The 23,759-nt window shown below is 72.4% G+C and carries 25 protein-coding genes and 1 pseudogene; 11 read left to right on the forward strand and 15 right to left on the reverse strand.

Features of this window, described 5'->3' with window-relative positions:
• Together ACIPYQ_RS35795 and ACIPYQ_RS35800 are read left to right on the forward strand one after the other, a co-directional pair.
• Positions 1–1,568, forward strand: a pseudogene (locus tag ACIPYQ_RS35795) (hypothetical protein); the annotation flags it as partial.
• Between the two features lie 204 nt (positions 1,569–1,772).
• Positions 1,773–2,504 carry a hypothetical protein gene (locus ACIPYQ_RS35800; protein ID WP_401258350.1) on the forward strand — a complete coding sequence of 244 codons (732 nt, stop codon included), beginning with the start codon at positions 1,773–1,775 and terminating at the stop codon, positions 2,502–2,504.
• Here the strand turns inward: ACIPYQ_RS35800 and ACIPYQ_RS35805 are convergent.
• Together ACIPYQ_RS35805 and ACIPYQ_RS35810 are read right to left on the reverse strand one after the other, a co-directional pair.
• Positions 2,468–2,833 (reverse strand): darcynin family protein, encoded by a 366-nt coding sequence (locus ACIPYQ_RS35805; protein WP_401258351.1) that lies wholly within the window; start codon positions 2,831–2,833, stop codon positions 2,468–2,470. The genes ACIPYQ_RS35800 and ACIPYQ_RS35805 overlap by 37 nt on opposite strands.
• 38 nt (positions 2,834–2,871) lie before the next feature.
• The gene (locus tag ACIPYQ_RS35810; protein WP_401258352.1) at positions 2,872–3,765 is read right to left on the reverse strand and encodes an NAD(P)H-binding protein; all 894 of its coding nucleotides are present in this window, start codon (positions 3,763–3,765) and stop codon (positions 2,872–2,874) included.
• A gap of 103 nt (positions 3,766–3,868) precedes the next feature.
• Here ACIPYQ_RS35810 and ACIPYQ_RS35815 point away from each other — a divergent pair, with 103 nt between their 5' ends.
• Positions 3,869–4,822, forward strand: a complete 954-nt coding sequence (locus tag ACIPYQ_RS35815; RefSeq protein ID WP_401258354.1) for a LysR family transcriptional regulator — start codon at positions 3,869–3,871, stop codon at positions 4,820–4,822.
• Between the two features lie 27 nt (positions 4,823–4,849).
• Here ACIPYQ_RS35815 and ACIPYQ_RS35820 read toward each other — a convergent pair whose 3' ends face one another.
• Both ACIPYQ_RS35820 and ACIPYQ_RS35825 read right to left on the reverse strand, forming a co-directional pair.
• Positions 4,850–6,082 (reverse strand): FAD-dependent oxidoreductase, encoded by a 1,233-nt coding sequence (locus ACIPYQ_RS35820; protein WP_401258356.1) that lies wholly within the window; start codon positions 6,080–6,082, stop codon positions 4,850–4,852.
• A 98-nt stretch (positions 6,083–6,180) separates the two neighbouring features.
• Entirely contained in the window at positions 6,181–6,522 is a 342-nt protein-coding gene (locus ACIPYQ_RS35825) for a putative quinol monooxygenase (protein WP_401258357.1), read from the reverse strand.
• Between the two features lie 100 nt (positions 6,523–6,622).
• Here ACIPYQ_RS35825 and ACIPYQ_RS35830 point away from each other — a divergent pair, with 100 nt between their 5' ends.
• Positions 6,623–6,940, forward strand: coding sequence for an ArsR/SmtB family transcription factor (locus ACIPYQ_RS35830; protein ID WP_401258358.1), 318 nt, complete (start codon positions 6,623–6,625; stop codon positions 6,938–6,940).
• 87 nt (positions 6,941–7,027) lie between these two features.
• On the opposite strand, the gene ACIPYQ_RS35835 is transcribed toward ACIPYQ_RS35830, so the two are convergent.
• A complete protein-coding gene (locus tag ACIPYQ_RS35835) occupies positions 7,028–7,201 on the reverse strand; it encodes a CsbD family protein (RefSeq protein WP_401258360.1) in 174 nt (57 codons plus the stop codon).
• A 361-nt stretch (positions 7,202–7,562) separates the two neighbouring features.
• Here ACIPYQ_RS35835 and ACIPYQ_RS35840 point away from each other — a divergent pair, with 361 nt between their 5' ends.
• From ACIPYQ_RS35840 to ACIPYQ_RS35855, 4 genes are all read left to right on the forward strand, one after another.
• Positions 7,563–8,615 (forward strand): mechanosensitive ion channel family protein, encoded by a 1,053-nt coding sequence (locus tag ACIPYQ_RS35840; protein ID WP_401258362.1) that lies wholly within the window; start codon positions 7,563–7,565, stop codon positions 8,613–8,615.
• Between the two features lie 120 nt (positions 8,616–8,735).
• Positions 8,736–9,455 (forward strand): VanZ family protein, encoded by a 720-nt coding sequence (locus ACIPYQ_RS35845; protein WP_401258363.1) that lies wholly within the window; start codon positions 8,736–8,738, stop codon positions 9,453–9,455.
• A 9-nt stretch (positions 9,456–9,464) separates the two neighbouring features.
• Positions 9,465–10,139 (forward strand): response regulator transcription factor, encoded by a 675-nt coding sequence (locus ACIPYQ_RS35850; protein WP_401258365.1) that lies wholly within the window; start codon positions 9,465–9,467, stop codon positions 10,137–10,139.
• On the forward strand, positions 10,132–11,226 hold the full coding sequence (locus ACIPYQ_RS35855) for a sensor histidine kinase (RefSeq protein WP_401258367.1): 1,095 nt from the start codon (positions 10,132–10,134) through the stop codon (positions 11,224–11,226). Before ACIPYQ_RS35850 ends, ACIPYQ_RS35855 begins: the two co-directional genes overlap by 8 nt.
• On the opposite strand, the gene ACIPYQ_RS35860 is transcribed toward ACIPYQ_RS35855, so the two are convergent.
• From ACIPYQ_RS35860 to ACIPYQ_RS35885, 6 genes are all read right to left on the reverse strand, one after another.
• Complete coding sequence (locus ACIPYQ_RS35860) at positions 11,223–11,804, reverse strand: DUF2231 domain-containing protein (protein ID WP_401258369.1); 582 nt, start codon at positions 11,802–11,804, stop codon at positions 11,223–11,225. The two genes, ACIPYQ_RS35855 and ACIPYQ_RS35860, sit on opposite strands and share 4 nt — an antisense overlap.
• 124 nt (positions 11,805–11,928) lie before the next feature.
• Positions 11,929–12,351 carry a CBS domain-containing protein gene (locus ACIPYQ_RS35865; protein ID WP_361765868.1) on the reverse strand — a complete coding sequence of 141 codons (423 nt, stop codon included), beginning with the start codon at positions 12,349–12,351 and terminating at the stop codon, positions 11,929–11,931.
• A 99-nt stretch (positions 12,352–12,450) separates the two neighbouring features.
• On the reverse strand, positions 12,451–13,755 hold the full coding sequence (locus ACIPYQ_RS35870; protein WP_401258371.1) for a cytochrome P450: 1,305 nt from the start codon (positions 13,753–13,755) through the stop codon (positions 12,451–12,453).
• Positions 13,756–13,773: 18 nt separating this feature from the next.
• Positions 13,774–14,181: an actin depolymerization factor/cofilin-like domain-containing protein gene (locus ACIPYQ_RS35875; protein ID WP_361765874.1), complete on the reverse strand. Its 408-nt coding sequence runs from the start codon at positions 14,179–14,181 to the stop codon at positions 13,774–13,776.
• 274 nt (positions 14,182–14,455) lie between these two features.
• Entirely contained in the window at positions 14,456–15,301 is an 846-nt protein-coding gene (locus ACIPYQ_RS35880; RefSeq protein ID WP_401258373.1) for an oxygenase MpaB family protein, read from the reverse strand.
• Between the two features lie 165 nt (positions 15,302–15,466).
• Entirely contained in the window at positions 15,467–15,907 is a 441-nt protein-coding gene (locus ACIPYQ_RS35885; RefSeq protein WP_401258374.1) for a nuclear transport factor 2 family protein, read from the reverse strand.
• 118 nt (positions 15,908–16,025) lie between these two features.
• On the opposite strand from ACIPYQ_RS35885, the gene ACIPYQ_RS35890 reads away from it, so the two are divergent.
• A complete protein-coding gene (locus ACIPYQ_RS35890) occupies positions 16,026–16,598 on the forward strand; it encodes a TetR/AcrR family transcriptional regulator (protein WP_401258375.1) in 573 nt (190 codons plus the stop codon).
• 16 nt (positions 16,599–16,614) lie between these two features.
• On the opposite strand, the gene ACIPYQ_RS35895 is transcribed toward ACIPYQ_RS35890, so the two are convergent.
• The 3 genes from ACIPYQ_RS35895 to ACIPYQ_RS35905 all read right to left on the reverse strand — a co-directional run bounded on the left by ACIPYQ_RS35895 (position 16,615) and on the right by ACIPYQ_RS35905 (position 20,692).
• Complete coding sequence (locus ACIPYQ_RS35895) at positions 16,615–17,670, reverse strand: MBL fold metallo-hydrolase (RefSeq protein WP_401258376.1); 1,056 nt, start codon at positions 17,668–17,670, stop codon at positions 16,615–16,617.
• A gap of 85 nt (positions 17,671–17,755) precedes the next feature.
• A complete protein-coding gene (locus ACIPYQ_RS35900) occupies positions 17,756–19,219 on the reverse strand; it encodes an MFS transporter (RefSeq protein WP_401258378.1) in 1,464 nt (487 codons plus the stop codon).
• Between the two features lie 114 nt (positions 19,220–19,333).
• Entirely contained in the window at positions 19,334–20,692 is a 1,359-nt protein-coding gene (locus ACIPYQ_RS35905; protein ID WP_401258379.1) for an acyltransferase family protein, read from the reverse strand.
• A 183-nt stretch (positions 20,693–20,875) separates the two neighbouring features.
• Here ACIPYQ_RS35905 and ACIPYQ_RS35910 point away from each other — a divergent pair, with 183 nt between their 5' ends.
• Positions 20,876–21,196: a hypothetical protein gene (locus ACIPYQ_RS35910; protein WP_401258380.1), complete on the forward strand. Its 321-nt coding sequence runs from the start codon at positions 20,876–20,878 to the stop codon at positions 21,194–21,196.
• A 91-nt stretch (positions 21,197–21,287) separates the two neighbouring features.
• On the opposite strand, the gene ACIPYQ_RS35915 is transcribed toward ACIPYQ_RS35910, so the two are convergent.
• On the reverse strand, positions 21,288–22,388 hold the full coding sequence (locus ACIPYQ_RS35915; RefSeq protein WP_401258381.1) for a DUF5937 family protein: 1,101 nt from the start codon (positions 22,386–22,388) through the stop codon (positions 21,288–21,290).
• 98 nt (positions 22,389–22,486) lie between these two features.
• Here ACIPYQ_RS35915 and ACIPYQ_RS35920 point away from each other — a divergent pair, with 98 nt between their 5' ends.
• The gene (locus ACIPYQ_RS35920; protein ID WP_401258382.1) at positions 22,487–23,722 is read left to right on the forward strand and encodes an MFS transporter; all 1,236 of its coding nucleotides are present in this window, start codon (positions 22,487–22,489) and stop codon (positions 23,720–23,722) included.
• The last annotated feature ends 37 nt before the right edge of the window (positions 23,723–23,759 follow it).

Here is a 23,759-nt window from a genome sequence, read left to right on the forward strand (position 1 = left end):
AGGACCCGGGCCAGGACCCGGGCCAGGACCCGGGCCAGGACCCGGGCCAGGACCCGGGCCAGGACCCGGGCCAGGACCCGGGCCAGGACCCGGGCCAGGACCCGGGCCAGAACCCGGGCACGGACCCCGGGAAGGCGCCGGGCCAGAAGCCGGGAGTGGTCCCGGGGCAGGACGTGGGGAAGGTCCCGGCCCCGGAGCCCGGCAATGCGCCGCCTCAGGAGTCCGGACAGGCCCCGGGGAAGGCGCCGGGCAAGCAACCGGGCCAGGAGCCCGGCAAGGCACCCGGCCAGGGTGCAGTCAAGGAGCCAGGTCAGGACCCGGACAAGGTGCCTGGGAAGGCACCGGGCAAGGACTCCGGCCAGAAGCCTGGCGAGGACCCGGGGAAGGACCCGGCCAAGGTGCCGGGCCAGGCCCCGGGCGAGGAGTCCGACCAGGATCCGGAGGAGGCGCCGGGAAAGGGCCCGGGCAAGGACTCGGAGAAGGTGCCAGGTAAGGAATCCGGCCAGGAGCCGGGCAATGCCCCAGGCCAGGGCGCGGGCAAGGAGTCGGGCCAGGACCCGGACAAGGTGCCAGGAGGGAAGCCGGACAAGGGCGCGGGCAAGGACCCGGACAAGACGCCGGGAGGGAAGCCGGACAAGGGCGCCGGCAAGGACTCAGGAAAGGAGTCGGGAAAGGAGCCGGGCGAGGGTTCGGGCGAGGACGCGGGAAAGGTGCCGGGTCAGGAGTCCGGCAAGGAGCCGAGCAAGGGCAAGGACGAACTGCCGGGTGACGAGTCCGGCCAGGCACCGGGGAAGGAGCGGGGGCAGGAGCCCGGCAAGGACAGCGGCAAGCCGCCGGTCAAGGCGCCAGGCAAGGAGTCGGACAAGAGCTCGGGCAAGGACTCCGGGGAGGAGCCGGACAAGCAGCCGGGGCAGGAGCCCGGTAAGGACTCGGGCAAGCCGCCCGGCCAAGACTCGGACAAGGTGCCGGGCCGGGACCCGGACAAGGCACCCGGGAAGGTGCCGGAAACGGGCTCCGGCCAGGGCCCGGACAAGGCTCCCGGGAAAGCGCCGGAAAAGGAGTCCGGCCAGGAACCGGGCAAGGCCCCGGAGAAGGACGCCGGCAAGGGCCCCGACAAGGCCCGCGGAAAGGCGCCCGGGAATGAGTCGGGCCGGCAGTCGGGTCAGGAGTCCGGGAAGGTGCCGGGTCAGGAGTCAGGGAACGGCCCCGGCAACGGCCCGGGCCAGGGTTCGGACAAGGCCCCCGGTCAGGAATCCGGGAAGGTGTCGAACCAGGGTTCGGGCCAGGCCCCGGATAACGGCGGTGGCAACCACCCCGGCAAGGTGCCCGGGAGCGAGCCGGGCAAGCAGGCGGGGCAGGCCCCTGGGACGGCGCCGGGGCAGGGGTCTGGGAACGGCCCAGGCAACGGCCCGGGGAAGGTGCCGGGCCCGGAAACGGGTCAGGGCCAGGGCCAGGAGTCAGGTCCGGGCGCGGGGCAATCGCCCGGTCAGAATCCCGACGGCGATTCGGGAAGGCAGCAGGGCGGGGATTCCGGTGGTGGGCAGGGGACGGAGGAGCAGTCCGGGTGATCCGCTGGTCCAGTCGCCCGGGCGAGGATCCTCCGGTCGAGCCACCGCGGGCGATGCCTGCGGTGGCTCGACCGTGGGTGCGGGGGACCGCCACATGGTCGGTGTCGGCTCCATGCCCTCGTGAAGTTCGTCCGCGTACCGGCCCCGTGATCCGTGCCGCGCTATGCGGTGGGCGGGCCCGGGCAGTCCCGGAGAATGGACGTCATGGCGCAGACGCGGGAGTGGACGTACGACGGTACGGAGTTGGCCTGGCTCCAGGAGCGGCTCGGCCGGCCCGGTGCGGGCCCCGGGCACGTCGTGTCCGAGCTCGTGCCGAGCGGATTCGAGGCGTACCTGCGCATCTTTCACCGCTTCGAGGCCGCGGACGGGTCGGGCCGCACCCGCACCTGGCAGACGTGGGCCGAGGCAGCCGGGATCGAGTTCCACCCTGAGTTGTCCCACTTCTCGCTCCCCGGCCGGCACGGAGCCGGGGGCGAGCTGGTGTGGACGACCGAAGAAGGGGCCCTCGACGGCCGGAGCCGGGGCGCGCTGGCACGTCGCCTCGCGGGCGTGACCGGTGACCAGGGCATCTGCTTCGCCTACGACATGGCGGCGCTCTGCTGGGGCGAGGAAGAACCACTCGTTCGCCATGCCTCCCTGGCCGGCCTGGAATCCGTACGGGAAGAAGTCGCGGACAGGGTGGGTTCGGCCGGCCCGGAATTCTGGTGGCCGCAGGACCGTGGCTGGGTGGTCACCACCGACTACGACCTGCGGTCCACCTACGTCGGCTGCTCGAACGAGACCGCCGAGCAGATCCTGGACGACGACGAGCTCGAAGCCCTGCCGGTCACCCCGCTGACACGCGTCGACTGGTACGCCGACCGCCGACCGCCGACCGCCCACCGCCTCAGGGGTGAAACTCAGGTGGTGATGGTGGCGACGGGTTCGAGGCCGTAGGTGCGGGCGTAGCCGTTCTCGGTGCCGACCAGGAGGTCGACGACCTCGAAGTAGCGGTCCCAGAACGGGGTTTCGCGCAGTGCGTCGATGAGGAGCTGGTAGGCGTGGTGGTCTTCGGCCTCCCACATCCAGACGTCGGTGACGCGCGCGGAGTAGAACTCGGTGTCGTAGAAGCGTGACCGGACACCGGTGGTCCTGGCCTCGATCGCGGGCAGGACCCGGGTGGTGAAGGCGTCGACACGTTCCTGGACGCTCAGGGCGAGCCACTCGGGCGTGGTCTTGACGAGCATGAACGCCGTGACCGACGGTTCCGGCTTTTCCGCGGACATCAGGGTGCCTCCAAAGCGGCAGGGGGTCTTGGTGGACTTCAGGACAGGACGGCGGGCTTGAGGGTCTGGGCGCACCATGGCGCGAAGCCGGTCGGGGAGGCGGTGTCGGGGGTGCGGGCGACGCCGGCGTCCAGGCCCTGGTCCTTGGCCCGCTTCATGTCGACGATGCCCCGGACGAACGCCTCGTTGAGGCCGTGGCCGACGAGGGTGGTGTACAGCTCGTCGAGCGACTGGCGTTGGTAGCGGACGGGGCGGCCGAGCTGTTCGGTCATGATGCGGGCCAGGTCGTTGGGGGACAGGTCCTGCGGGCCGAGGACCGGGACGCTGTCGGTGCCGGTCCACGAGCGGTCCAGCAGCAGGCCGGCGGCGACGGCCGCGATGTCGGCGCAGGCGACGAGGGGAGCCTTGCGGTCGGCGTCGACGACGTCGGTGAAGACGCCCTTGTCGCGGATCGATCCGGACTCCTCCAGGAGGTTCTCGAAGAAGGACGGGTTGGCCAGGGCCCGGTAGGCGACGCCGCTGCCGGCGATGAGGTCGTCCATGGCGAGGGAGGCGGTGACGAGGCCGGCCCGGTCGGCGAGCGGGGTGCCGCGGCCGAGCGCGGAGACGCCGACGACATGGCCGACGCCGTGGGCGGCGAGCGCCTTCACGGCGGGGCGGGCGAAGCCGCTGAAGGCGTCCTGCGGGGTCAGGGAGGCGTCCGGGGGGACGAGCCAGAAGACGGCGCCCGCGCCCTCGAAGGCCCGGTCGAGGACCTCGGCGTCTCCGTGCGAGCCGGTGATCACCTCGACGCGTCCGCGCGCCGCGTCCGGAAGCCGGGCGGGGTCGCGCACGATCACGCGCAGTTCCTCGCCCGCGGCGGGACCGGACTCCAGGAGCCGGGAGAGGAGAGGACGGCCGATGTTCCCGGTGGGAGCGGTAATGACGATCATGAAAACCTCGCAGGTCGTGCCGGTCGGTACGCCCCTCATCCTGCGGAGGATCCCAGTGATGCCACAATGGGAATGTCGGCACGGAATCATTGACGAAAATGGAATGATGCTGGTGAGCAGCCCGGATTCATCCCTCGATGCCAATCTCGCCATCGCGCTGGACGCCCTGCTGGCCGAGCACAGCGTCACGCGGGCCGCCGCCCGTCTGCACACCTCGCCCGCCGCCATGAGCCGTACGCTCGCCCGCCTGCGCCGCACCCTGCAGGATCCGCTGCTGGTCCGGGCCGGGCAGACCATGGTCCCCACCCCGCGCGCCCTGGCCCTGCGCGAGGAAGCCGCGGCCGTGGTCCAGCGCCTCGGCGCCCTGCTCAGCCCCGATACCGGCGTCGACCCCGCCACCCTGCGCGGCACCTTCACCCTTCAGGCCGCCGACCTGGTCGGCGCGGCGCTGGCTCCCGGACTGCTGCGCCTGGCCGGGCAGGAGGCGCCGGGGGTCTCGTTCCGGCTCCGGGCCGAGGAGTTGGAGGCCGGTCCCGCCCTGCGCGACGGCCGGATCGACCTGGAAGTCGGGTCCATCGACCATGTGGACCCCGAAACCAGGGTCGAGGAACTGGTCAGCCTCCGCATGGTGGCGGCCGTCCGTCCCGGCCATCCGCTGACCGAAGGGCCCGTGACCCCGGCCCGGCTCGCCGCCGCACAGCACGTCGCGGTCAGCCGCCGCGGCCGGTTCACCGGCCCCCTCGACACCGCCCTGGCCGAGCAGAACCTTCACCGGCGGGTCTGCATCGTCCTCCCCAGCCACCTGGCCGCCATGACCCTCGCCGCGCGCAGCGACATCGTCTGCCTGGTACCCGCCGCACTCCCCGGCGCCGCCCCCTCGCCGCTCACCGGCGAGGCCATCGCCCTCGGACTGCACCTCCTGGACATCCCCCTGGCCCTGCCGCCCGTGACCGTCGGCATGGCCTGGCACCCCCGCCACGCGGCCGACCGTGCCCACCACTGGCTCCGCGACGCCGTCCGCCGCACCCTCCGCACACCCGGGAGCCCCACCACGTGATCCGTCGGCCTCCGCCCGGGTGGTCGATCAGCGCAGCGATTCCTTCGGGGGGCGCTCGCGCAGGGCTCCGTACGCGATGAAGTAGGCCGGGATCCGGTTCAGCCACCGGGACTCGGTGACGAGCTCCGTCATCCGCTTGGCCCGCCGGGGATCGCCGAACGCGGTGCGGCCGGCCAGCAGCGGCCCGATGACCTGGGCGTGGGCCAGGCGCTGGAGGCCCTGGGTCGCCACGGTGGTGGGCCAGCGGCGGTGTTGGACGCGGCGCACGTCGCGCAGTCCCACGGCGCCCTCGCGCAGCGGCCGTACGAGGTAACGGGCCGCGGCCACCGCGTCCTGGACGGCGAGGTTGATGCCGATGCCGCCGACGGGTGACATCGCGTGGGCGGCGTCGCCGATGCACAGCAGCCCGGGGCGGTGCCAGCGGCGCAGGCGGTTGAGGCGTACGTCGAGCAGTTTCACCTCGTCCCAGGAGGTGACGGCGTGGCTCCGGTCGGCCAGCCACGGGACGGCGGCAGTGAAGCGGGACATGAAGCGCTCCAGGCCCTCGGCGCGGCGCTCGGCGTCGGTTCCCTTGGGGATGAGCGCGGCGCACTGCCAGTAGTCGCCGCGGTCGATGAGCGCGGTGAAGAACCGGTCGCCCAGGCCGCCCACGAGTCCGCTGGGGTCGTCCTCGTGGCGCGGCAGGCGGAACCACCACGCGTCCATGGGGCACGGGAAGTCCTCGAGTCCGAGTTCGGCCAGGTCCCTGGCCAGCGAGCCGCGGCCGTCGCAGGCCACGGTCAGGGTGGCCCTGAGTTCGCCGGTGCCGCCGTCCGCGGTGCGGTAGCGCACGCCATTCACGCGTCCGCGCTCGACGAGGAACGACGTCGCCTCGGTGTCCATGCGCAGGTGGAAGGAGGGTTCCCGGGCCGCTTCGTCGGCGAGGAGGTCGAGCAGGTCCCACTGGGGCACCATCGCGATGTAGTTGTACTTTCCGTGCAGCGCCCCGATGTTCCCGATCGTGACCAGGGACCGGTCCTGCCCCAGGGGCAGCTGCACCGTGGTCACGCGGCGCTGTGGCAGCCGGGCGAACCGCTCGGCGAGGCCGATGTCGTCCAGCAGGGCCAGGGTGGAGGGGTGCACGGTGTCACCGCGGAAGTCGCGCAGGAAGTCGCCGTGTTTCTCCAGCACGGTCACCTCCACACCGGCCCGGGCCAGCAGCAGCGCCAGCACCATGCCGGCCGGCCCGCCTCCCACCACGCAGCACGTCGTGCGCTCCACGGCAACCACTCCCTTCACGGGGATCGGGTGAGCCCCAGGGGAGGTATACCGCACGGGGGGTGGCGGGGCCGGGAGGGCGACGCCGACCTGACCTGCCTTCAGCGGGCCCTCGTCCCGCGCTCCTTGCGGGCGGCATAGGGGCTGTGCATCGTGAGGAAGCGGATGTCGAGGTCGGACTCCAGGTAGTCCATGCGCTGCTCCCAGAAGGCCTGCATGTGGGGGAGGGCGAGGTGGGCGTCGAGATCGGCCTGGGAGCGCCAGGCCTCGTAGAAGACGAAGGCGCCGGGGTCGTTGCGATCCTCGTGGAAGTGGTACTCCAGGCAGCCGGCTTCCTGCCGGGTCGGCTCGACGAACGAGAGCAGGAGCTGCTTCAGCTCCTCGGCGCGTTCGGGCTTGGGGCGCGCGGTGCCGACGAGTGCGAAGGGCTGGGACAGGGACATACAGGGTTCTCCCCCGGTAGGTATGATCAATCACGTACCTGCCGGACGTTATCGAACGCGTAGGTACGATGCAATTCATACCTGAAGGGAGGTGTCCCGCATGCCCGACGGCGAAGGACACCCGAACGTCGAAGAGATGGAGCTCGGCCCCGTGCTCTCCGCGCTGGCAGATCCGCTGCGGCGCCGAGTGGTGCGTGAGCTGGCGGCCGAACCCGACGGCGCGGCACGGACGTGCAGCTCCTTCGGGCTGCCGGTGTCCAAGGCGACCGTCACGCACCACTTCCGCGCGCTCCGCGAGGCCGGGCTGATCCGGCAGGTCGACCGGGGCAACAGCCGGATGGCCAGCCTGCGCCGGGCCGACATCGAGCAGCGGTTCCCCGGACTGCTGGGCATCGTGGCGGCCGAGCCGGGGGAGTGAGCCCGACGTCGGCCCGGCGTACGGACGTGCCTCGGTCCCGAATCCCCGACGGGTTCGGGACCGAGGCACGTCCGCGGTGCGGCCAGGTCACCGCTTGAAGATGTCCTTGATCTTCTCCTTGGCCTCACGGGCATGGCCCTTCGCCTGCTCGGTCCGGCCTTCGGCGGTCAGTCGCTCATTGCCCACCAGGCGGCCTGCCGCCTCCTTGAGCTTGCCCTTGACCTGCTCGGCCTTGGCCCGGCCCTTCTCGTCCCTCGACACAGCCGATCACTCCCTGTGGGTGCGGGAAATGCCTTGCTCTCCGCGTCTGACCCCGATCGCGCCCCGCAAACGTGGACGGCCCGCTCCGAGAAAGAGTGCGCTCCGACCGTTTGAGCCGACGGAGACCGGCCATAAGCGCCGTCACGGGAGTCCGTGACGGTGAGCGGCGCGGACTCCCGAGCGGACCCGAGCCGCGTGGTGGCATCCCCCCGCCATCACGCGGCCGGGCTCTTCCCGCCCGTACCGCACGCACTGCACGCGCCGCACGCACCGTCCGCGCCGGTCTTCGTCCTCCTGTGTCAGCTCCCTCCCACGGGGCAGGGGCGTGAACGTCCATGTCACCTACATCCGTTGAGGAGATATGAACAGCGCTCTTCGTGTGCTGACCGTCCTGGGATGCTCGATCCTGCTCACCTTCGCGGCCGGATGGGCCTTCGACCTGCTGCTGCGCCGAGCCGACGCGCGCCACCCCGAAACGCCCCTGTGGAACCTGCTGCGCCGGTGCCGCCACGCCCTGCAGATCGTGCTGCTCGCCGCCCTGCTCAAGGGCGCCCACCGGCAGATCGCCTGGCCGCCGCTGCAGGACCACGCGGCCGCCGTGGGCCGGGTCCTCTCACTGACCCTGATCGGCGCGGGGGCCTGGCTGATGGTGGCCGTGGCCTCCGCCGTCGTCGAGTCGGGGTACGCCCGCTACGCCACCGCCACCGCCACCCGCGACCCGGCGCGGCTGCGCCGGGTCCGCACCCAGGTGACCCTGATCATGCGGGTGGTCACGGTCGTCGTAGCCGTCGTCGCGGTCGCCGCGATGCTCGTCACCTTCCCGAGCTTCCGCGCGCTCGGCACGTCCGTGCTCGCCTCCGCCGGGATCATCGGAATCGTGGCCGGCGTCGCCGCCCAGTCCACCCTCGGAAACCTCTTCGCGGGCTTCCAGATCGCCTTCGGCGACATGGTGCGCATCGGCGACACCGTCGTGGTAGCGGGCGAGTGGGGGGTGGTCGAGGACATCACCCTCACCTTCCTCGCCGTACGCACCTGGGACGAACGCCGCATCACCATGCCCGTCTCGTACTTCACCACCCGCCCGTTCGAGAACTGGTCGCGCGGCGGCGTCCAGATGACCGGCAGCGTCTTCCTCCACTGCGACCACCGCGTGCCCGTGGACCTCATGCGCGACAAGGCCGAAGAGATCCTGCACGGCTGCAAGGAATGGGACGGCCGCGCGTGGGACCTCGCCGTCACCGAGACGACGCCCTCCACCGTCGTGCTCCGGGTCATCGTCACCGCCAAGGACCCCGACGACCTGTGGACGGTGCGCTGCGTCGTACGGGAGCAACTGGTCGCCTGGCTCGCGGAGAAGCACCCGCACGCCCTGCCGCGCGTCCTGCTGGACCCGGCACCCGGACCGGGCGGTTGACCTGCGCGGAGCGCGATACCCGGGGCCCGGACCCGGCTCGCCGAGGCCGGGCCCCGGGTATCGCGGGCGTATCGAGAACCGCATACGCCACCGCAACGGCCCTCCGGCTCTCATGGCGGCATGAACCACCACGCATCCCTGCCGGAACCGGCCCGCCGCACGCGCGGGATCGTGCTCCTCGGCACGGCGGTACTCGGCCTGGCGGGCGCCGCGTACGTCGTGCGGGGGCCGCTCATGATGTCCGCTCCGAGGTGCATGGCCGGGCGGTGGCACGGCTGCTTCGACACGTTCAACGGTGTGGTGCTCATGACGTTGGTCGCGCTGCCGCCGGCCCTGGTGGTGGTGTGGGCCCTGGCACGCAGGCGGCGTGCCGCCGGCGACCCCCTGGCGTGGCGGACGTCGCTGGCCGAGGTGGGCATGGTCCACGGGACGGCGCCGTTCCTGTGGATGACCATGATGCCGGGCGCCGGGGCCGGCATCGTCCCCGGTCGCGTGAGCCTGGTACCGCTGAGGGACCTGGTCACGATGGGGCCGCTCGGGATCGTCGGCAACCTGCTGGTCTTCGCGTCGCTCGGGTTCTTCGCCCCGATGCGGTTCGCGGCGACGGCGTCCCTGCCGCGGATCCTGGCGCTCGGAGCCGGCTGCTCGGTCCTGGTCGAAATCGCGCAGTACGTCCTGCGACTGGACCGGGTGTCCTCCGTGGACGACGTACTGGTCAATGCCGCCGGGGCCGTGCTGGCCGCGCTGGCATCGCGCCGCTGGTGGCGTACCGGCGGGCCGAGTCGCATGTCCGGTGCGTACACGTCCTCGGATACGTCGGCGATATCCCGCGCTGCTTAGGCTTCGGACATGCGCGTACTGATCGTGGAGGACGAACCCCTTCTGGCCGAGGCCGTCCGTGACGGTCTGCGGCTGGAGGCGATCGCCGCCGACATCGCCGGCGACGGCGACTCCGCCCTGGAACTGCTCGGGGTCAACTCCTACGACCTCGCGGTCCTCGACCGCGACATCCCCGGCCCCTCCGGCGACGAGGTCGCCCGGTGCATCGTCGCCTCCGGCAGCGGCATCCCGATCCTCATGCTCACCGCCGCCGACCGGATCGACGACAAGGCTTCCGGGTTCGGGCTCGGCGCCGACGACTACCTCACCAAACCGTTCGACCTGCGGGAGCTCGTACTGCGGCTGTGGGCGCTCGACCGCAGACGCGCGTACGCCCGGCCCCCGGTCCGCGAGATCGCGGGCCTGCGGGTCGACCCCTTCCGCCGGGAGGTCTTCCGCGACGGACGCCACGTCGCGCTCACCCGCAAGCAGTTCGCCGTGCTGGAAGTCCTCGTCGCCGCCGAGGGCGGGGTCGTCAGCGCCGAAGAGCTGCTGGAACGGGCCTGGGACGAGAACGCCGACCCCCTCACCAACGCCGTGCGCATCACCGTATCCGCCCTGCGCAAACGACTCGGCGAACCATGGGCCATCGCCACGGTGCCCGGCGTCGGCTACCGCATCGACACCGGCAGCCCTCATGCGTAGACGCCCGGGGCTCAGTGCCCGGCTCAAACTCGCCCTCAGCTACGCCGGATTCCTCGCCGTCGCCGGCGCGCTCCTGCTGACCGTGGTGTGGGTGTTCCTGCTGCGCTACGTACCCGACAACTCCCAGGGCCTGCTCGGGATCTCGCCCAACCGCTACCTGCTCGTGCACACCTTCGCCCCCGCCGCGGCCGTGGCCATGGCCTTCCTGCTCCTGTTCGGCCTCGTCGGCGGATGGCTCCTCGCCGGCCGGATGCTCGCACCCCTCACACAGATCACGGACGCCGCACGGAAGGCCGGAACCGGGTCGCTGTCCCATCGCATCCGCATGACGGGCCGCCAGGACGAGTTCCGCGAACTCTCCGACGCATTCGACTCGATGCTCGGACAGCTCGAGTCCCACATCGCCGAGCAGCAGCGGTTCGCCGCGAACGCCTCCCACGAACTGCGCACCCCGCTGGCGATCTCGCGGACGCTGCTCGACGTCGCCCGCCAGGACCCCACGCGGGACCGGGACGAGCTCATCGAACGTCTATACGTCGTCAATGCGCGGGCGATCGACCTCACCGAGGCCCTCCTGCTGCTCAGCCGCGGCGAGCGCGGCAACTTCATCCGCGAGGGCGTCGACCTCTCCCTCCTCGCCGAAGAAGCCGCCGAAACGCTGCTTCCCCTCGCCGAACGGCGCCGGATCACGCTCGACGTCACCGGCGGGGCGGCCCGGACCAGAGGCTCCGCGGAGCTCCTGCTGCGGATGGTGACGAACCTCGTCCAGAACGCCGTCGTCCACAACCTCCCCGCCGGCGGCACCGTGACGGTCCACACCGAGGCGGACGGCGGCACGAGCGTGCTGCGGGTCGAGAACAAGGGCCGTCCGCTCCCGTGGGAACGGGTGGCGACCCTCACCGAACCCTTCCAGCGCGGAACGGAACGCGTACGCACCGACGAGCACGCCGGCGTCGGCCTCGGCCTGGCCATCGTGCACAGCATCGTCCGCGCCCACGACGGGACCCTCGACCTCGTCCCCCGCCCCGCCGGCGGCCTCCTCGTCACGGTCCGGCTTCCCGGCACGCCCTCACGGGACGAGGTCTAGCCTCCGGGCTGGGCTCCGACGGGCCGCCGGTAGGCCATGTGTCCGCCCAGTGCACCCGTGACCGCGACGGCGGCCAGGCCGCCCACCGACCACAGCCTGCCCTTCGCCGTGCGGCCGCGGAGCCGCGCCGTCAGGGAGAGGGTGTAACAGGCCACCGCGGCCACGTTGGAGACCGCGTGGGCCAGTCCGACCCGGGCCTGTGCGGGCGGCAGGTCGGCCCAGTCCGTCCAGCCGGCCAGCGCGGCCGGCGCGATCCCGGCCAGCCCGACGCCCGTGAGCGTCGTCGCCGCACGCTGCGTACCCGGCACCACGTCCAGCACGGCGGCCGACAGCCAGCAGCCGATCGGTACCTGCACCAGGACGGGATGCAGCGGGTGTCCCAGTGGCCTGCCACGCAAGAGGTCCCGCATCCCGCCCAGGGGCAGCGAGCGGATTCCCCGCTGGAGCAGCCTGATCGCCGGATCGGCCACCGTCGTCCGTTCGAGCAGGCCGAGGGACCTCAGCCAACCCGCCGATGCCGCATCGAGTGCCGAGGTCTGCGCGACTGCCGTCGAGGTACCGGGGGCGTATGAGTTCATACACGACGCCTACCCGGCCGCACGCCGCCATCCCGCCGCGGCCTCGACTGCACCCGAACGGACGGCCCGCCAACGGCGGAGCCCGCACGGTGTGAGCATTCCCGGCGGTCGTCCCGGTGCTCGGTCAGCTGCCGGGCTCCGCGGCCGAGATCGCCGCGAGGGCCGACCCCGGGTCCGATTCGACGGCGAGGTCGCCCAGGGTGACGACGCCGACGAGGTCACCGTCCTCCGTCTGTACGGGCAGGCGCCGCAGCGCGTTCCGGCGCATGAGGCCGACGGCATGGTCGACCGTGTCGTCGGGCCCGACGGTGACCGGTGCACTGCTGCAGACGGCCTGCACGGTCGTCTCGGCGGGATCCCTGTTCTCGGCCATGGCGCGGACCACCAGATCCCGATCGGTCAGGATGCCGCACAGCCGGCCCCCGTCGACGACGAGCACGTCTCCGATGTCGGCGTCCCGCATCACCCGCGCCGCTTCCGCCAGTGACGTCAGCTTGTCGACGGTCACCGGATTCTTGGTCATCACCTCGTGGACGCCTCGCGTCATGACTCCTCCGACTCCTGGACGGTGCTCCTGCCGGGCGGCTACCCGCCCCGGCGCCGACTAGGCCTCCGGGCAGGTCGCGGGTGGACGGCCCGGCCCTGCTCACGCCTGGGCCTGGAACCGGCGGGCGCCGTGGCTCCTCGGCCGGTGTGCGACTTCGATGACGAACCCGCTGCGGGGCCGGGTCGGGATCCGGCTCAGCGGGATGGACAGGTCCTGCTGGGGTACGGCGAAGTCCAGATCGGCCAGGGCCGGCGCGAGCGCGGCCAGCAGGGAAACGGTGATGTCCTCGCCGGGGCAGCGGTGGCCGGTGCGTGCGTCGCCTCCACCCTGCGGGATCAGCGCGTCGCGGCCGGGTTCGTGGCCGAGGAAGCGACCGGGGTCGAAGTGGTACGGCCGGTCCCACAGCTCCGGATCGTGGTGGTGCCCGTACACGTCGAGGAGGAGGTGGGTCCCGGCGGGGATCTCGTGCCCGGTGAGGGTGAGGTCGTCAGCTGCGACGGCTCCGATGAAGGGCACGAACGGGTAGAAGCGGCGGACCTCGTGGGCGAACGCGCGGGCGTGGGCCCGGCCACCGGCGCGCAGCTGGTCGCGCACACCGGGGTAGCGGTGGAGGGCGTGGGAGGCGAAGACGGCGAACCAGGTGATGGCGACCGTGGGACGGATGATGTTCAACAGTTCCACGGCTGCCGTGTGCGGATCGAGCAGGGTGCCGTCCTGCTCGCGGTGGAGCGCGACCGCCTCCAGGGGGCTCCCGGCCAGCGAGGCGTGCCGGGACGGGGAGAAGACGCCGTCGGGGTGCGGTCCGAGTCTGCGGAGGTCGGCGACGGCGGCCGCGAGGGCCTGTTCCTGGCGGTGCCGGGCGTGTCGGGCACGTACGCGACGGGGTCCGGCCGTGGCGAAGCCGTCGATCATGGCCACGCAGTCCTCGGCGACCTCCCGGGCCGCGTCGTCGGGAACCGGCAGACCCACCCATGCGCAGACCGCCCGGGTGAGCAGGGTGGCCACCTCGTCGAAGAGGACCACCGTGCGGCCTTCCCAGGCCGTCACGGCTTCGCGCCAGCCGTCCTCGACGCTCTCGGCCAGCCTGCCGACGGAGTCCGGCGACATGAGCAGGGAGACGAACAGTTCCTTGCGCACCCGGTGCGCCGGCCCGTCCAGGCTGTGGACCGCTCCCTTGCCGAAGAGGGTGTCGAGCACGTGTGAGGGGAGGGCGCCGTGCCGCTGGACGTGGCGGTCGTCGTAGAACAGGGCGACGGCCTCGGGGCCGTGCAGCAGTGCCGCGCGACGGCCGAACAGGTGGGTGGAGACCACGGGCGCACCATGGTGGGCCCGGCGCAGGTCGGGGGCCCACGCGTAGCCGTGGGTGAGCAGGGACAGGGTGCTGTCGGTCAGCAGAACGGACATGATCTGCCCCTGTGTCTGTCAGACGGCTTGGGATGCGAGCTCGTTGTAGGCCAGGTCGGACACGGTCGTGGCCCGGACGGTGACCTGGATACCGTCCAGGGCGTCCTGCAGGACGCGGTGGGCGGAGGAGTAGGCGAGCCTGTGCGCGGACGGCGCCGCGTCGGGAATCCAGAGGATCATCACGAGGTCGCTCCTGCGGGCCCCGTCCGACGCGGCGAAGTGCAGGTCGTGGACGACGAACCTGGGTTCGCCCGGCGGGAGCGACTCCAGCAGTTCCTCGTGCGTGAGGTTCCCCTGGCTCTCGACGACCACGGTGTCCAAGGGCTCGTCCAGCCGGTAGACGACCGTGTTGATCTCACGCTTGCTCTTCAGCTCCTGCAAGGCGCTCAGGCAGCTGTCGTCCACGGTGGTGCTCCGGCTGCTCACGGGCGATCGTCTCCCTGCGGGTACGGCCGGATCCGTTCCTCGCGGCCGGTTCCCGGGCGCTGCCGCCCGGCGGAACGGCCGACGGCCTCCGACGGCGGTGTGGGCGCACGGTGGCGCGGCTGCTCCGGTCGGCTCATGCCGCACCTCCTCGATGCCAGGGCCGATGGCTCGCGGTACGGGGCCCGCTCGCGTCAAGTCTCCTCGCTCCCGTCCCGAGCCGCCTGATGGCGCCTGCCCGGCCCCCGGCCGGCGAAACCCGGACGAGGGCCGCGCGTCACGGGGCCGAGGCGTCATCGGGCACGGCATCGGCGGCCCAGGACGGCACGGGCGGCGCCGGCAGGGACCACCGGACCAGCCTGACCGCTGCGCGGGCCACGGGCCGGACCCACCACCGCTCCATCGGGAGCCGCCGGGGGAGCCCCAGCTCGGCCCGGGCCCAGTCCGGCAGCAGGACGACCGCGCCCGCGGCCAGGGCCGCGTACGGCAGGCGCAGCGCCCACGGCAGTGGCGGGTGGCGGAGGATGAAGCGGGCCGCCTCCCTGGCTTCGGGGGTGCCGCGCAGCTGCGGCCGGTAGTCCTCGATGCGGCCGGTGAGTTCCGCGGCGGTGCGTGGCGGGGCGGTGACACCCAGCGCCGCCCCGACCCGCGCCATGCCCGCCACGTACGCGTCCTGGTCCGGGCCGTCCAGCGGGCGGGAGCCGTAGCGCTGGTGGGAGCGGAGGAAACAGCTCAGCTCGGCGTCGTGCACCCATTCGAGGAGGGCGGGGTCCGTGGCCGCGTACGGCTCGCCTCCCGGAGCCCGCCCGCTGACCGTCCTGTGCACCGCGATGACCCGGTCGACCGCCCGTTGCGCGTCGTCCGCCGTGCCGAAGGTGGTGAAGGCGAGGAAGGTGCTGATCCTCTGCAGCCTGCCCCAGGGATCTTCCCGGTACGCGGAGTGCCGGGCCACGGCGGCCATGGCCAGCGGGTGCAGGGACTGCAGCAGCAGGGCGCTGATCCCGCCGACGAACAGGGCGGCGTCGGCGTGGACCTGCCGCACGGGGTGGTCCGGTCCGAACCAGCGCGGTCCGGGCGTGAGGTGGATGCGGTTCCGGGTGGCGGGACCGGCGGGCCCGGCCACCCGCAGGAAGAGGGCCTCGCCCAGCCGCGCACGTGCGCACGCACGGGCGCGCGCACGGGCACCTGCACACGCACCGGCGCCTGGGAGAACCCTCCTCCACTGGCCCATGAGAGCAGTATGCCCACGGCCCGACCCGCGGGCACCGGACCGGCGGCGGCCCTGCTGCTACTTGCCTTCCAGCGCCTCCACCAGCTGAAGGAGGTTGCCGCCGGCCACGATGAGGGCGAGGTGGTCGTGGTAGTCCCTGCTGCTGACGATCAGGCCGTCGCGGACCTGCAGCACCAGGATGTTGGCGGCCTCGAAGTTCCGTCCCGTCACCCGGTGGTGCACGTGGTAGTCGAACTCGGCGACGACCACCTCCGCGTCCTCGGTTTCCCGGACGACCACGTTCGCCGGGGTCAGTTCCACGGGCGAACTCGCGGCGACCTGGGCGAACCTCTCCCTGAGGGCGGCCCGCCCCTCGACCCGGCGGGGCCCGACCGGCTCGAAGACGGTCTCCACCACGGCGTCCTCGGCGTAGAGCTCGGCCAACTCCGTGTACCGTCCTGCGCCGATGCCGTCGATCAGCTTCTGGAAGACCTCGCGGGGCGACAGCGTTTCGGGCATGACGAACCTCCGGTGAGACCGTGGATAGAATCGGACTAGCGACTCCGTTTCACGATACGGACTGGAGACTCCGGTTGTCCAGGGTGGTTCTGCCGTCGCCTGCGAAAGGCGGAGAGGGATGGCTGGCGGTCAGGAGCGCCCCCTGAGGGCGGACGCGGCACGCAACCGGGCCAGGCTGCTCGATGTCGCCACCGAGGTGTTCACCACCCGCGGTGTCGGCGTGCCGACCGAGGAGATCGCGCGCACCGCCGGGGTCGGAGTCGGCACGCTCTTCCGGCATTTCCCGACCAAGGAGGCACTGCTGGAGGCGGTGATGGTGCGCAGGCTGGAGGAGATGGCGGCCCGGACCGCGCGGCTGGCCGCCGAGACCGGGCCCGCCGAGGCCTTCTTCGCCTGCTTCCGCCTGGTCGTGGAAGAGTCCGAGGGCAAGAACGAGTTCACCCGGGCCCTCGCTGCGGCCGGGGTGGACGTGCACGCGTCGCTGCAGGAGCCGACCACGGAGATCCAGGCCAGGCTGGCCGATCTGCTGGCCGGCGCACAACGGGCCGGCGCGGTACGCCCGGAGCTGGGCCTGCCGGAGTTCATCGCCCTCCTGGCCGGCACCGGCAGGGCGCTGGAACAGCTCGGAGCGGATCCGGCGCCCCGGGAGCGCATCTTCGACGTCGTCTTCGACGGGCTGCGGCCACGCTGAACCGGCCCGGTGGGGGCTATGCGGGGTTCTGGAGCGCGGGACGGGACCAGGGAGCGTCGGCGTCGCCGGACTGCGGCCGCAGCCCGAGCTCGCTGAGCTGGTTGACCGCCATCATGGCGGTGAACATCGCATTCGGATTGGCGCCGCCGACCCCCAGCTCGGCGAGGCTTTCCGTGTAGCCGGTGGTGAACGCGCTCGGCCGGATCCGGTCGCTCTCCCCGGCCAGCCCGAGCGCCGCCTGCTGCAGGGCCGTGGCCTGCTCCAGCAGCCCGTCCAGGTACGACACCACCTCGGCGCCACGGCGCACGGCGAAGGTGTGCCCGTCGGTGAGGAGCGAGGCCTCACCCTCCTCGAAGAGGCGGGCGACGGCGCCGAGCACGGTCTGGATCTTGAGCTGGTCGGCGTCGGCCATCGCACCACAGGCGCCGTTGCCCTCGTCGGACAGGTGGAGGACGCCACAGTCCCCGAGGTGCACGATCACGTGCCCGGCGCAGTGGCCCTGGCTGCGGATCACGCGGACCGCACCGTCGGCGAAGGTCCACCCGGTGAACCGCAGCGAGCCGAGCCGGATTCGCTCCAGCGGCCGCTCCTCGTAGGTCCGCGTCGTCGCGCCGAAGGGCCGCAGCGGCTCGAAGAGCGACACCACCTTGGAGCTGGTCAGCGCGGGCGGACCGGGCAGGGGCGCCACCCCGGCGACGCGCTCGAAGGACCGCACCCAGTAGGACACCGGGTCCAGCATCTGGTCGAGGTCGGGGGCCGGGACGTAGTGCTCGACCGGCATGCCCAGCTCGTCGGCCAGGTCGTTGTTGCCCACGTGGTCGGGATGACCGTGCGTGGTCAGCACCAGCGCCCGGGACCAGGGCCCGACCCGGTCGGCCGCCTCCCGCAGCGCCGCACGGAAGACCGCCGTGACGCCGGTGTCGACGAGCACCAGCGTGTCCCCGGCCCGGTGCACGAGGGCATTGGCGACGTCGGGCTGACCGTGCTCGACGTCCAGCCCCTGCCCGAGAACCAGCACGGTCTTGTCGTCGATCCCGATCAGATCACCGAGCGCGGTCTTGGACGCGGTCATGGACCCTCCCGCGGTGCCGTGGACCTACGAGTCTCCTGCGGACGAGCGTACGCCGCACGGGGCGCGGTGTCCCCGGCAGGCGCCGTCAGCAGCGACGGGTCTGGTACGGCACGGCGGCGAGTACCGGGTCGGACGGGGTCGGGCACCGGCTCATGGCGACGAGGAAGGTCGCGGCGATTCCACCCGCCACGACGAAGAGCGTGGTGCGGATCCCGTGGGCGCCGGCGATCCGGAGCGCTTCGCCGGAGAGGCCGTCGAGGCCGGCGGTCGACACCAGGACGAGGACGGCGAGGCCGACGGCCGCACCCGCGCCCGAGCCGGTCGAGGCGATGCCCGAGGCGATGCCCTGGTCCCGGTCGGGGATCCCGGTGGCGGCGGCGATGAACATGGCGGTGAAGACGACCCCGTCGCCCGCGCCGAGTGCCACGAGGCCGGGAACGAGCGCGATGTACGCGCCGTCCGGCGAGACCGCGAGGCCGAGCGCGACCGCACCCAGCGCACCGACGGCGAGTGCCACGGCCAGCGTGCGCCGGAGACCGAACCGCGTCACGAGCCGGCCCGCAACGGTCGAACCGGCCACCACCACTGCCGTCGGGAGGACGAAGCCCGCGCCGGTCTGCAAGGCGTCGTAGCCCAGGACCTCCTGGAAGTAGAGGGACAGGAAGTAGAGCACGGAGCCGAAGGTCGCCATGAACATGAAGGCGATGACGACGCCGGTGATCAGGTTGGGGTTGGAGAGGAGCCGGGGCGGCATGAGCGGGTCGGGGCTGCGCCGCTCGATGACGGCGAAGGCGCCGATCAGCAGGAGGCCGGCACCTGCGCTCACCAGGATGCCCGGCGAAAGCCAGCCCGTTTGGGGGCCCTGTACGAGGGCGAACACGATGAGCGTGACACCGAGGGAAATGCTGATCGCACCGGGCAGGTCGAACGTGCGGCCCTTCTCGCGCCCGCCGTCCCGGGGGATCACCACGAACGCCAGCAGCAGCGCGGGGCCGGCCAGGACGACGTTGACGAAGAACACGGCCTCCCAGCCGAACAGCTGCGTCAGAAGACCGCCGAGCAGCACCCCGATGACGAGTCCTGCCGCGCCCGACCCTCCCCAGATCCCCAGGGCGCGGTTGCGGGCACGTCCCTCGACGAAGGCCGTGTTGATGACGGCCAGGGTGGTGGGGAAGACCAGGGCTCCGCCGAGACCTTGGACCGCGCGAGCGACGAGGAGTGCGCCCGGTCCGGTCGCGAGTCCTCCCGCGAACGCCGCCCCTGCGTAGAGCGCGAGGCCGGTGACCAGGACGCGACGCCGTCCGAGCAGGTCAGCGGCGCGCCCGCCGAACAGCAGGAAGCCGGCCGAGGTCACCGCGTAGGCGCTGATGACCGACTGGAGCGTCTGCGCCGAATAGCCGAGGTCGGCGGCGATGTCGGGAAGCGCCACGACCACGATGTACTGGTCGAGCGAAACGATCAGCATCGCGAACGAGAGCAGCACCAGCGTCGCCGTCGCACGGTTCCAGCCGAGCCCGCCGGGCGCGGACGAAGTCCCTACGGGTCCCACGGCATCACCCCTGATGATCGGTCACGCCAGCGCTTGCGGACTGCTGGCGAAACCCTATCCAGCCGGACCTCACCCCTCCCGTCAACGACCCACGGCAGCCGGTCGGGAGGCGGATCAGCTCCGGGACGTACCCGACAGGACCGTGGAAGGCTCGGCCGGGGCCGGGGCCGCGGGCGGGACGGGCGCCGTGGGGACGCTCCGCGGCCAGCGCCGCTCCGCCGCCTTCTGCACGCGCCGGCCGAGACGCTGCATCGGCATCTCGACCAGGCGGTACATCAGGTGGCTGACGGCCAGTACGACGCCCAGGAAGACCGCCGTCCACACGATCCGGCCGAGCGTGGAGGACGGCTGCGGCGGAATGCCCACCAGCGGTTCGACGGTGCGCAGCAGCGGGATGTGCAGCAGGTACACCGAGAAGCTGATCGCGCCCAGCCAGGTGAGCGCCTTCGGGAAGCGGCGCCCCCGGAGGAGGAAGCCGATGCCGAAGAGCACCCACGCGGCGAGGTAGGCGACCGACCACGCCTCCCAGCCCGCGGACCAGGTCCGATCCAGGGCCTCGCCGTGGTTGTACAGCCAGCCGACCAGGACACCCGCGATGACGACGAAGCCGCAGGAGAGCAGGGCCGGGACCCGGGCGAGCTGCCCGTGCTGCGCCCGGTACACGACGGTTCCGGCGAACATGGTCGCGAAGATCATCCAGGTCTCGAAGGCGGGGGCCCGGCCGTTCAGCGTGACCAGGACCAGGCCGACCCCGGCGAGCAGCAGGGCGCCCGGCCCGGTGAGGATGCGCTTGCCGCTGAGCACGAAGGCGAGGCCCACGAGGACGATCGGCGTCACGATCAGCAGGAGTTGCCGGGTCGAGCCGATCTGTGCGCTCACGAGCTGGGTGCCGACGGCCGTACCGATCGCGAGGGCGACGGCGGCCAGAGCCACCGCGATCGGCCCGCTGTGCCGGTGCAGACCACGGGTGAACAGGGCGGTGACGAAGAAGTAGAAGACCATCTCGTAGCAGAGCGTCCAGGTGACGTTCATACCGTTGATGACGCCGAGCAGGTCCTGGAGCATCAGGCCGTTCGCGACCAGCGAGGCCAGGTCGTCGCCGGTGCGCAGCAGCGCGACCGAGCCGTCCCCGGCCGGCAGCATCATGATCGAGAGGACGAAGGCGGCGATCAGGGCCGGGTAGATCCGGAAGATCCGGCCGATCCAGAAGCCGCGTACGTCGCCCCGGCGCTCCAGCGAGGCCGGGATGATGTAGCCGCTGACGATGAAGAAGAGCATGACGCCGAACAGGCCCATGTCGAAGTTGCGCCAGATCGCGCCCCCGAAGGGCAGCATCCTCAGCACGTCGAAGTGGTGCAGGGCCACGATCAGCGCGGCGATGCCGCGGAGCGCGTCCAGCCAGCCGAGCCGGGCACCGGGTGCGGCGGCCGGGGCGGCGGCCGTCCGCTGAGTGGGTGGGGGTATGAACTTCACGCAGGGACGATAGCCGACGCTCGGACGTCAGCCGGAACAGCCAGTTCCGGTCGGCGCACGAGGTACCCGGTGTCCGGTCGCACCTGGTGAGGGCCGGGGTGACGATGGAAAGGCGGCCTCCTCCCGATTCGTCCCGATAAGAAAGAAAGACCAAGGAACTGTAAGGAAATGTAAGGAAGAGCCATGAACCGGCGCACACGCCTTCTCGTCCTCGTTCCCCTCGCGGCCGCCTCGCTCGTCGCCGCTCCCTCCGCCCTCGCCGTGGCCCCCGTGTCCGCGCCGGCTGTCGTACCGGCCGCGACCTGCTCGGTTTCCGGCGTGCTCGAGAACGGGAAGGTGCACCTCTCCGGAGGTGGCTTCACTCCGGGCCCGGCCTATTACCAGGGGTCGTCCGGCTTCGGCGGGACCACCAGCGTCGCCGAGAACGGCGGCTTCCAGGTCATGAACGTGGCGCCCGGCCAGTACAGCGTCCGGCAGGGCGGCGAACTGACCCAGTGCAGCTGACGCACGGCTCCGCGCGGCTCCGCACGGCTCCGGCTCATGACGCTTCAGCCGGCACGGCGGCAGCCGCCCATCGGCCGGCGGGCCGAACCACTCAGCGCAGCACGGCCGCCAGCAAGTCGGTGCCCAGCGCCGTCAGATCAGGAAGATTAAGGGTGTAGCGGACATAGCGGCCGTGCCGCCGGGCCGTGAGCAGGCCCGCGCGGCGCAGGGCGGCGAGGTGGCGGGAGACCTCCGGCGGCGAAAGCTCCCAGGTGTGGGCCAGCTCACCGGTGGTGTGGGGGCCACGGGCCAGGGTCCGCAGCAGCCGCAGCCGTACCGGATGCGCGAGTGCCTCCAGCCGGAGCGTGACCGTCTCCAGCGACACCGTCTCCAGCGACACCGTCTCCGACGGACCCGTGCCGGCCACGGGGTACTGCACCACCGGCTGCCACCCGGGCGCGTGGACCGCCACCAGGTGCGGGCGGCCGAAGACACTGGGGATGAAGGTGACCCCGGCGCCGTGGGCCGCGGTCGTCTTGTCCTGCAGTTTGTCCACGACGATGCAGTCGCCGTCCGGCGCCAGGGCGACCGCGCCGGACACCGATGCGAGCGCCGCCCCGATGCCCTGGCGCTTCAGCAGGTCGTTCTTCAGGCGCAGGTCCGTGGCCAGCTGCACGGCGACGCCCGCCCAGGCGGCGTCGAAGAAGGCCTCCGCGCACTGTTCGAGGGTGTGGCGCACCCGGGCCCGTACGGCGGACGGATCCGCGAGCAGCCGCTCCGCGAACGCCTCCTGCCGCGCGCCACGGGCCTGGGCCAGGTCCAGCGCCCGCTCGCGCGCCGTCGCGTCGGTGAGCGGAGACGGCGCGGCGAAGCGGACGCGGTTGCTGCCGCACGTGGTGACGAGCGCGGCGGTCACGTACGTCTCGTCGTCGATCCGGTCCACCTCGTCCAACTCCTCCGCGAGGGTCGGCCGAGGCCGGGCGGGGATCAGGAAGTCGGCCTGGGAGGAACGCCAGAGGAACTCGGCCTCCCGCAGCCGCTCGGCCAGCTCCGGCCGCAGCCCCGCCCAGACCTCCCCGGCCCAGTCGGCGAACTGCGGATGATGACCGGGTTCGGCCAGTACGTGCAGCATCGCGGTCAGCTCGGCCAGCGGGGAGGCGGCGAACCGCAGTCGCTCGGACGACAGGCCGCTGATGTCGATCCTCAAGGTCACCCCTCATCATCACCGACCGCTCCGCCTGCGACGGCGCCGGTTGACGATCTCCGTCAACCGGCGGGGCCGGCCCGGCGGCCGAACCCACCTTTGACGCCATGGCAACCACCACCAAGATCCGGCCCCGCGCCCTCGTCCGCGCCTCCGGAGGCCCGCGCTACGCCGTCGCCCTGACCGTGGACGCGCTCGGCACCGGCCTGCTGCGACCCTTCCTGCTCCTCTACGGGGTCACCGTGCTGAGGCTGTCCGCGCCGGCCACCGGCATCGCCATGACGGTCGGCATCGTCGCGGGTCTGGGGTGCATGCCCGCGGTGGGCCGATGGCTGGACCGCGGCGCACGCAGCACGGTCGTCGCGGCGTCCCTGCTGGTGCGGGTGGCGGGCGTGGCGCTGCTGCTGGCGACCCCGGCGGGGCACGTCTGGCTGTTCGGGACGGCGGCGCTCTTCCTCGGCATCGGCAACCAGGCCTGGCCGGCGGCCCACGCGGCTCTCGTGGCCACGGTCGCCCACGGCCGGGAACGCGACACCGCTCTCGCGGGCGGCCGCGCCCTGCGCAACGCCGGCATGGGCGCGGGCGCGCTCCTCGCCACCGCATGCCTGGCGGGCGGCACCGGCGCACTGCAGGCGCTGGCGGCCGTCACCGGGCTCGCCTACCTCACCGCGACCGCCCTGGCGTGGTCGGTCCACCTGCGCGCCCATCCGGCCGTGGCCCCCGCCGGGTCCGGAGGGGCAGGGCCCGCGCCGGCCCCCCGGATGCGCGCGCTGCTGGCCGCCAACGTGGTCTACGCCTTCTGCCTCAACGTTCCCGAAATCGCCCTGCCCCTGGTCCTGGTGACCCAGCTGGACGCATCCCCGGTGTGGTCGGCGGCCATCTTCGTGGCCAACACGGTGCTGGTGGTCACCCTGCAGGTGCCGCTCACCGTCCTGATGTCCCGCTTCTCCCGGCGCACCGTGCTGGCCCTCGCCGGCGTGGTCCTCGCGGTGTCCTACCTCGGTTTCCTCGCGGCCGCCTCACTGGGACACGGCTGGGGTGCCCCGGCCGTCGCCACGGTCTCCGTGGTCTGCACCATCGGCGAGATCATCTACGCCGGCAGCGCCACCGCGCTCGTCACCGTCCTCGCCCCGGCCCACGTCCTCGGACGCACCCTGGCCCGCTTCGAGCTCTCCACGGGCCTCGGCCTCGCGGTCTCCCCGGCCGTCATTACAGCCCTCGCCCCGCACGGCCCGGCCGCCCTCTGGGGCAGCCTCGCCACCGCAACGCTCCTCTCGGCCGGCGCCGTTGCCACCGAGAAGGACCAACCCGGTGGTGGCGTGCGAAGCCGTACGGCCCCGTGAGCGTCGATCGTGCGCGACGGCCCGCCCGATCGAGAGC

Source organism: Streptomyces sp. NPDC090045 (assembly GCF_044747975.1).
Lineage (GTDB): Bacteria > Actinomycetota > Actinomycetes > Streptomycetales > Streptomycetaceae > Streptomyces.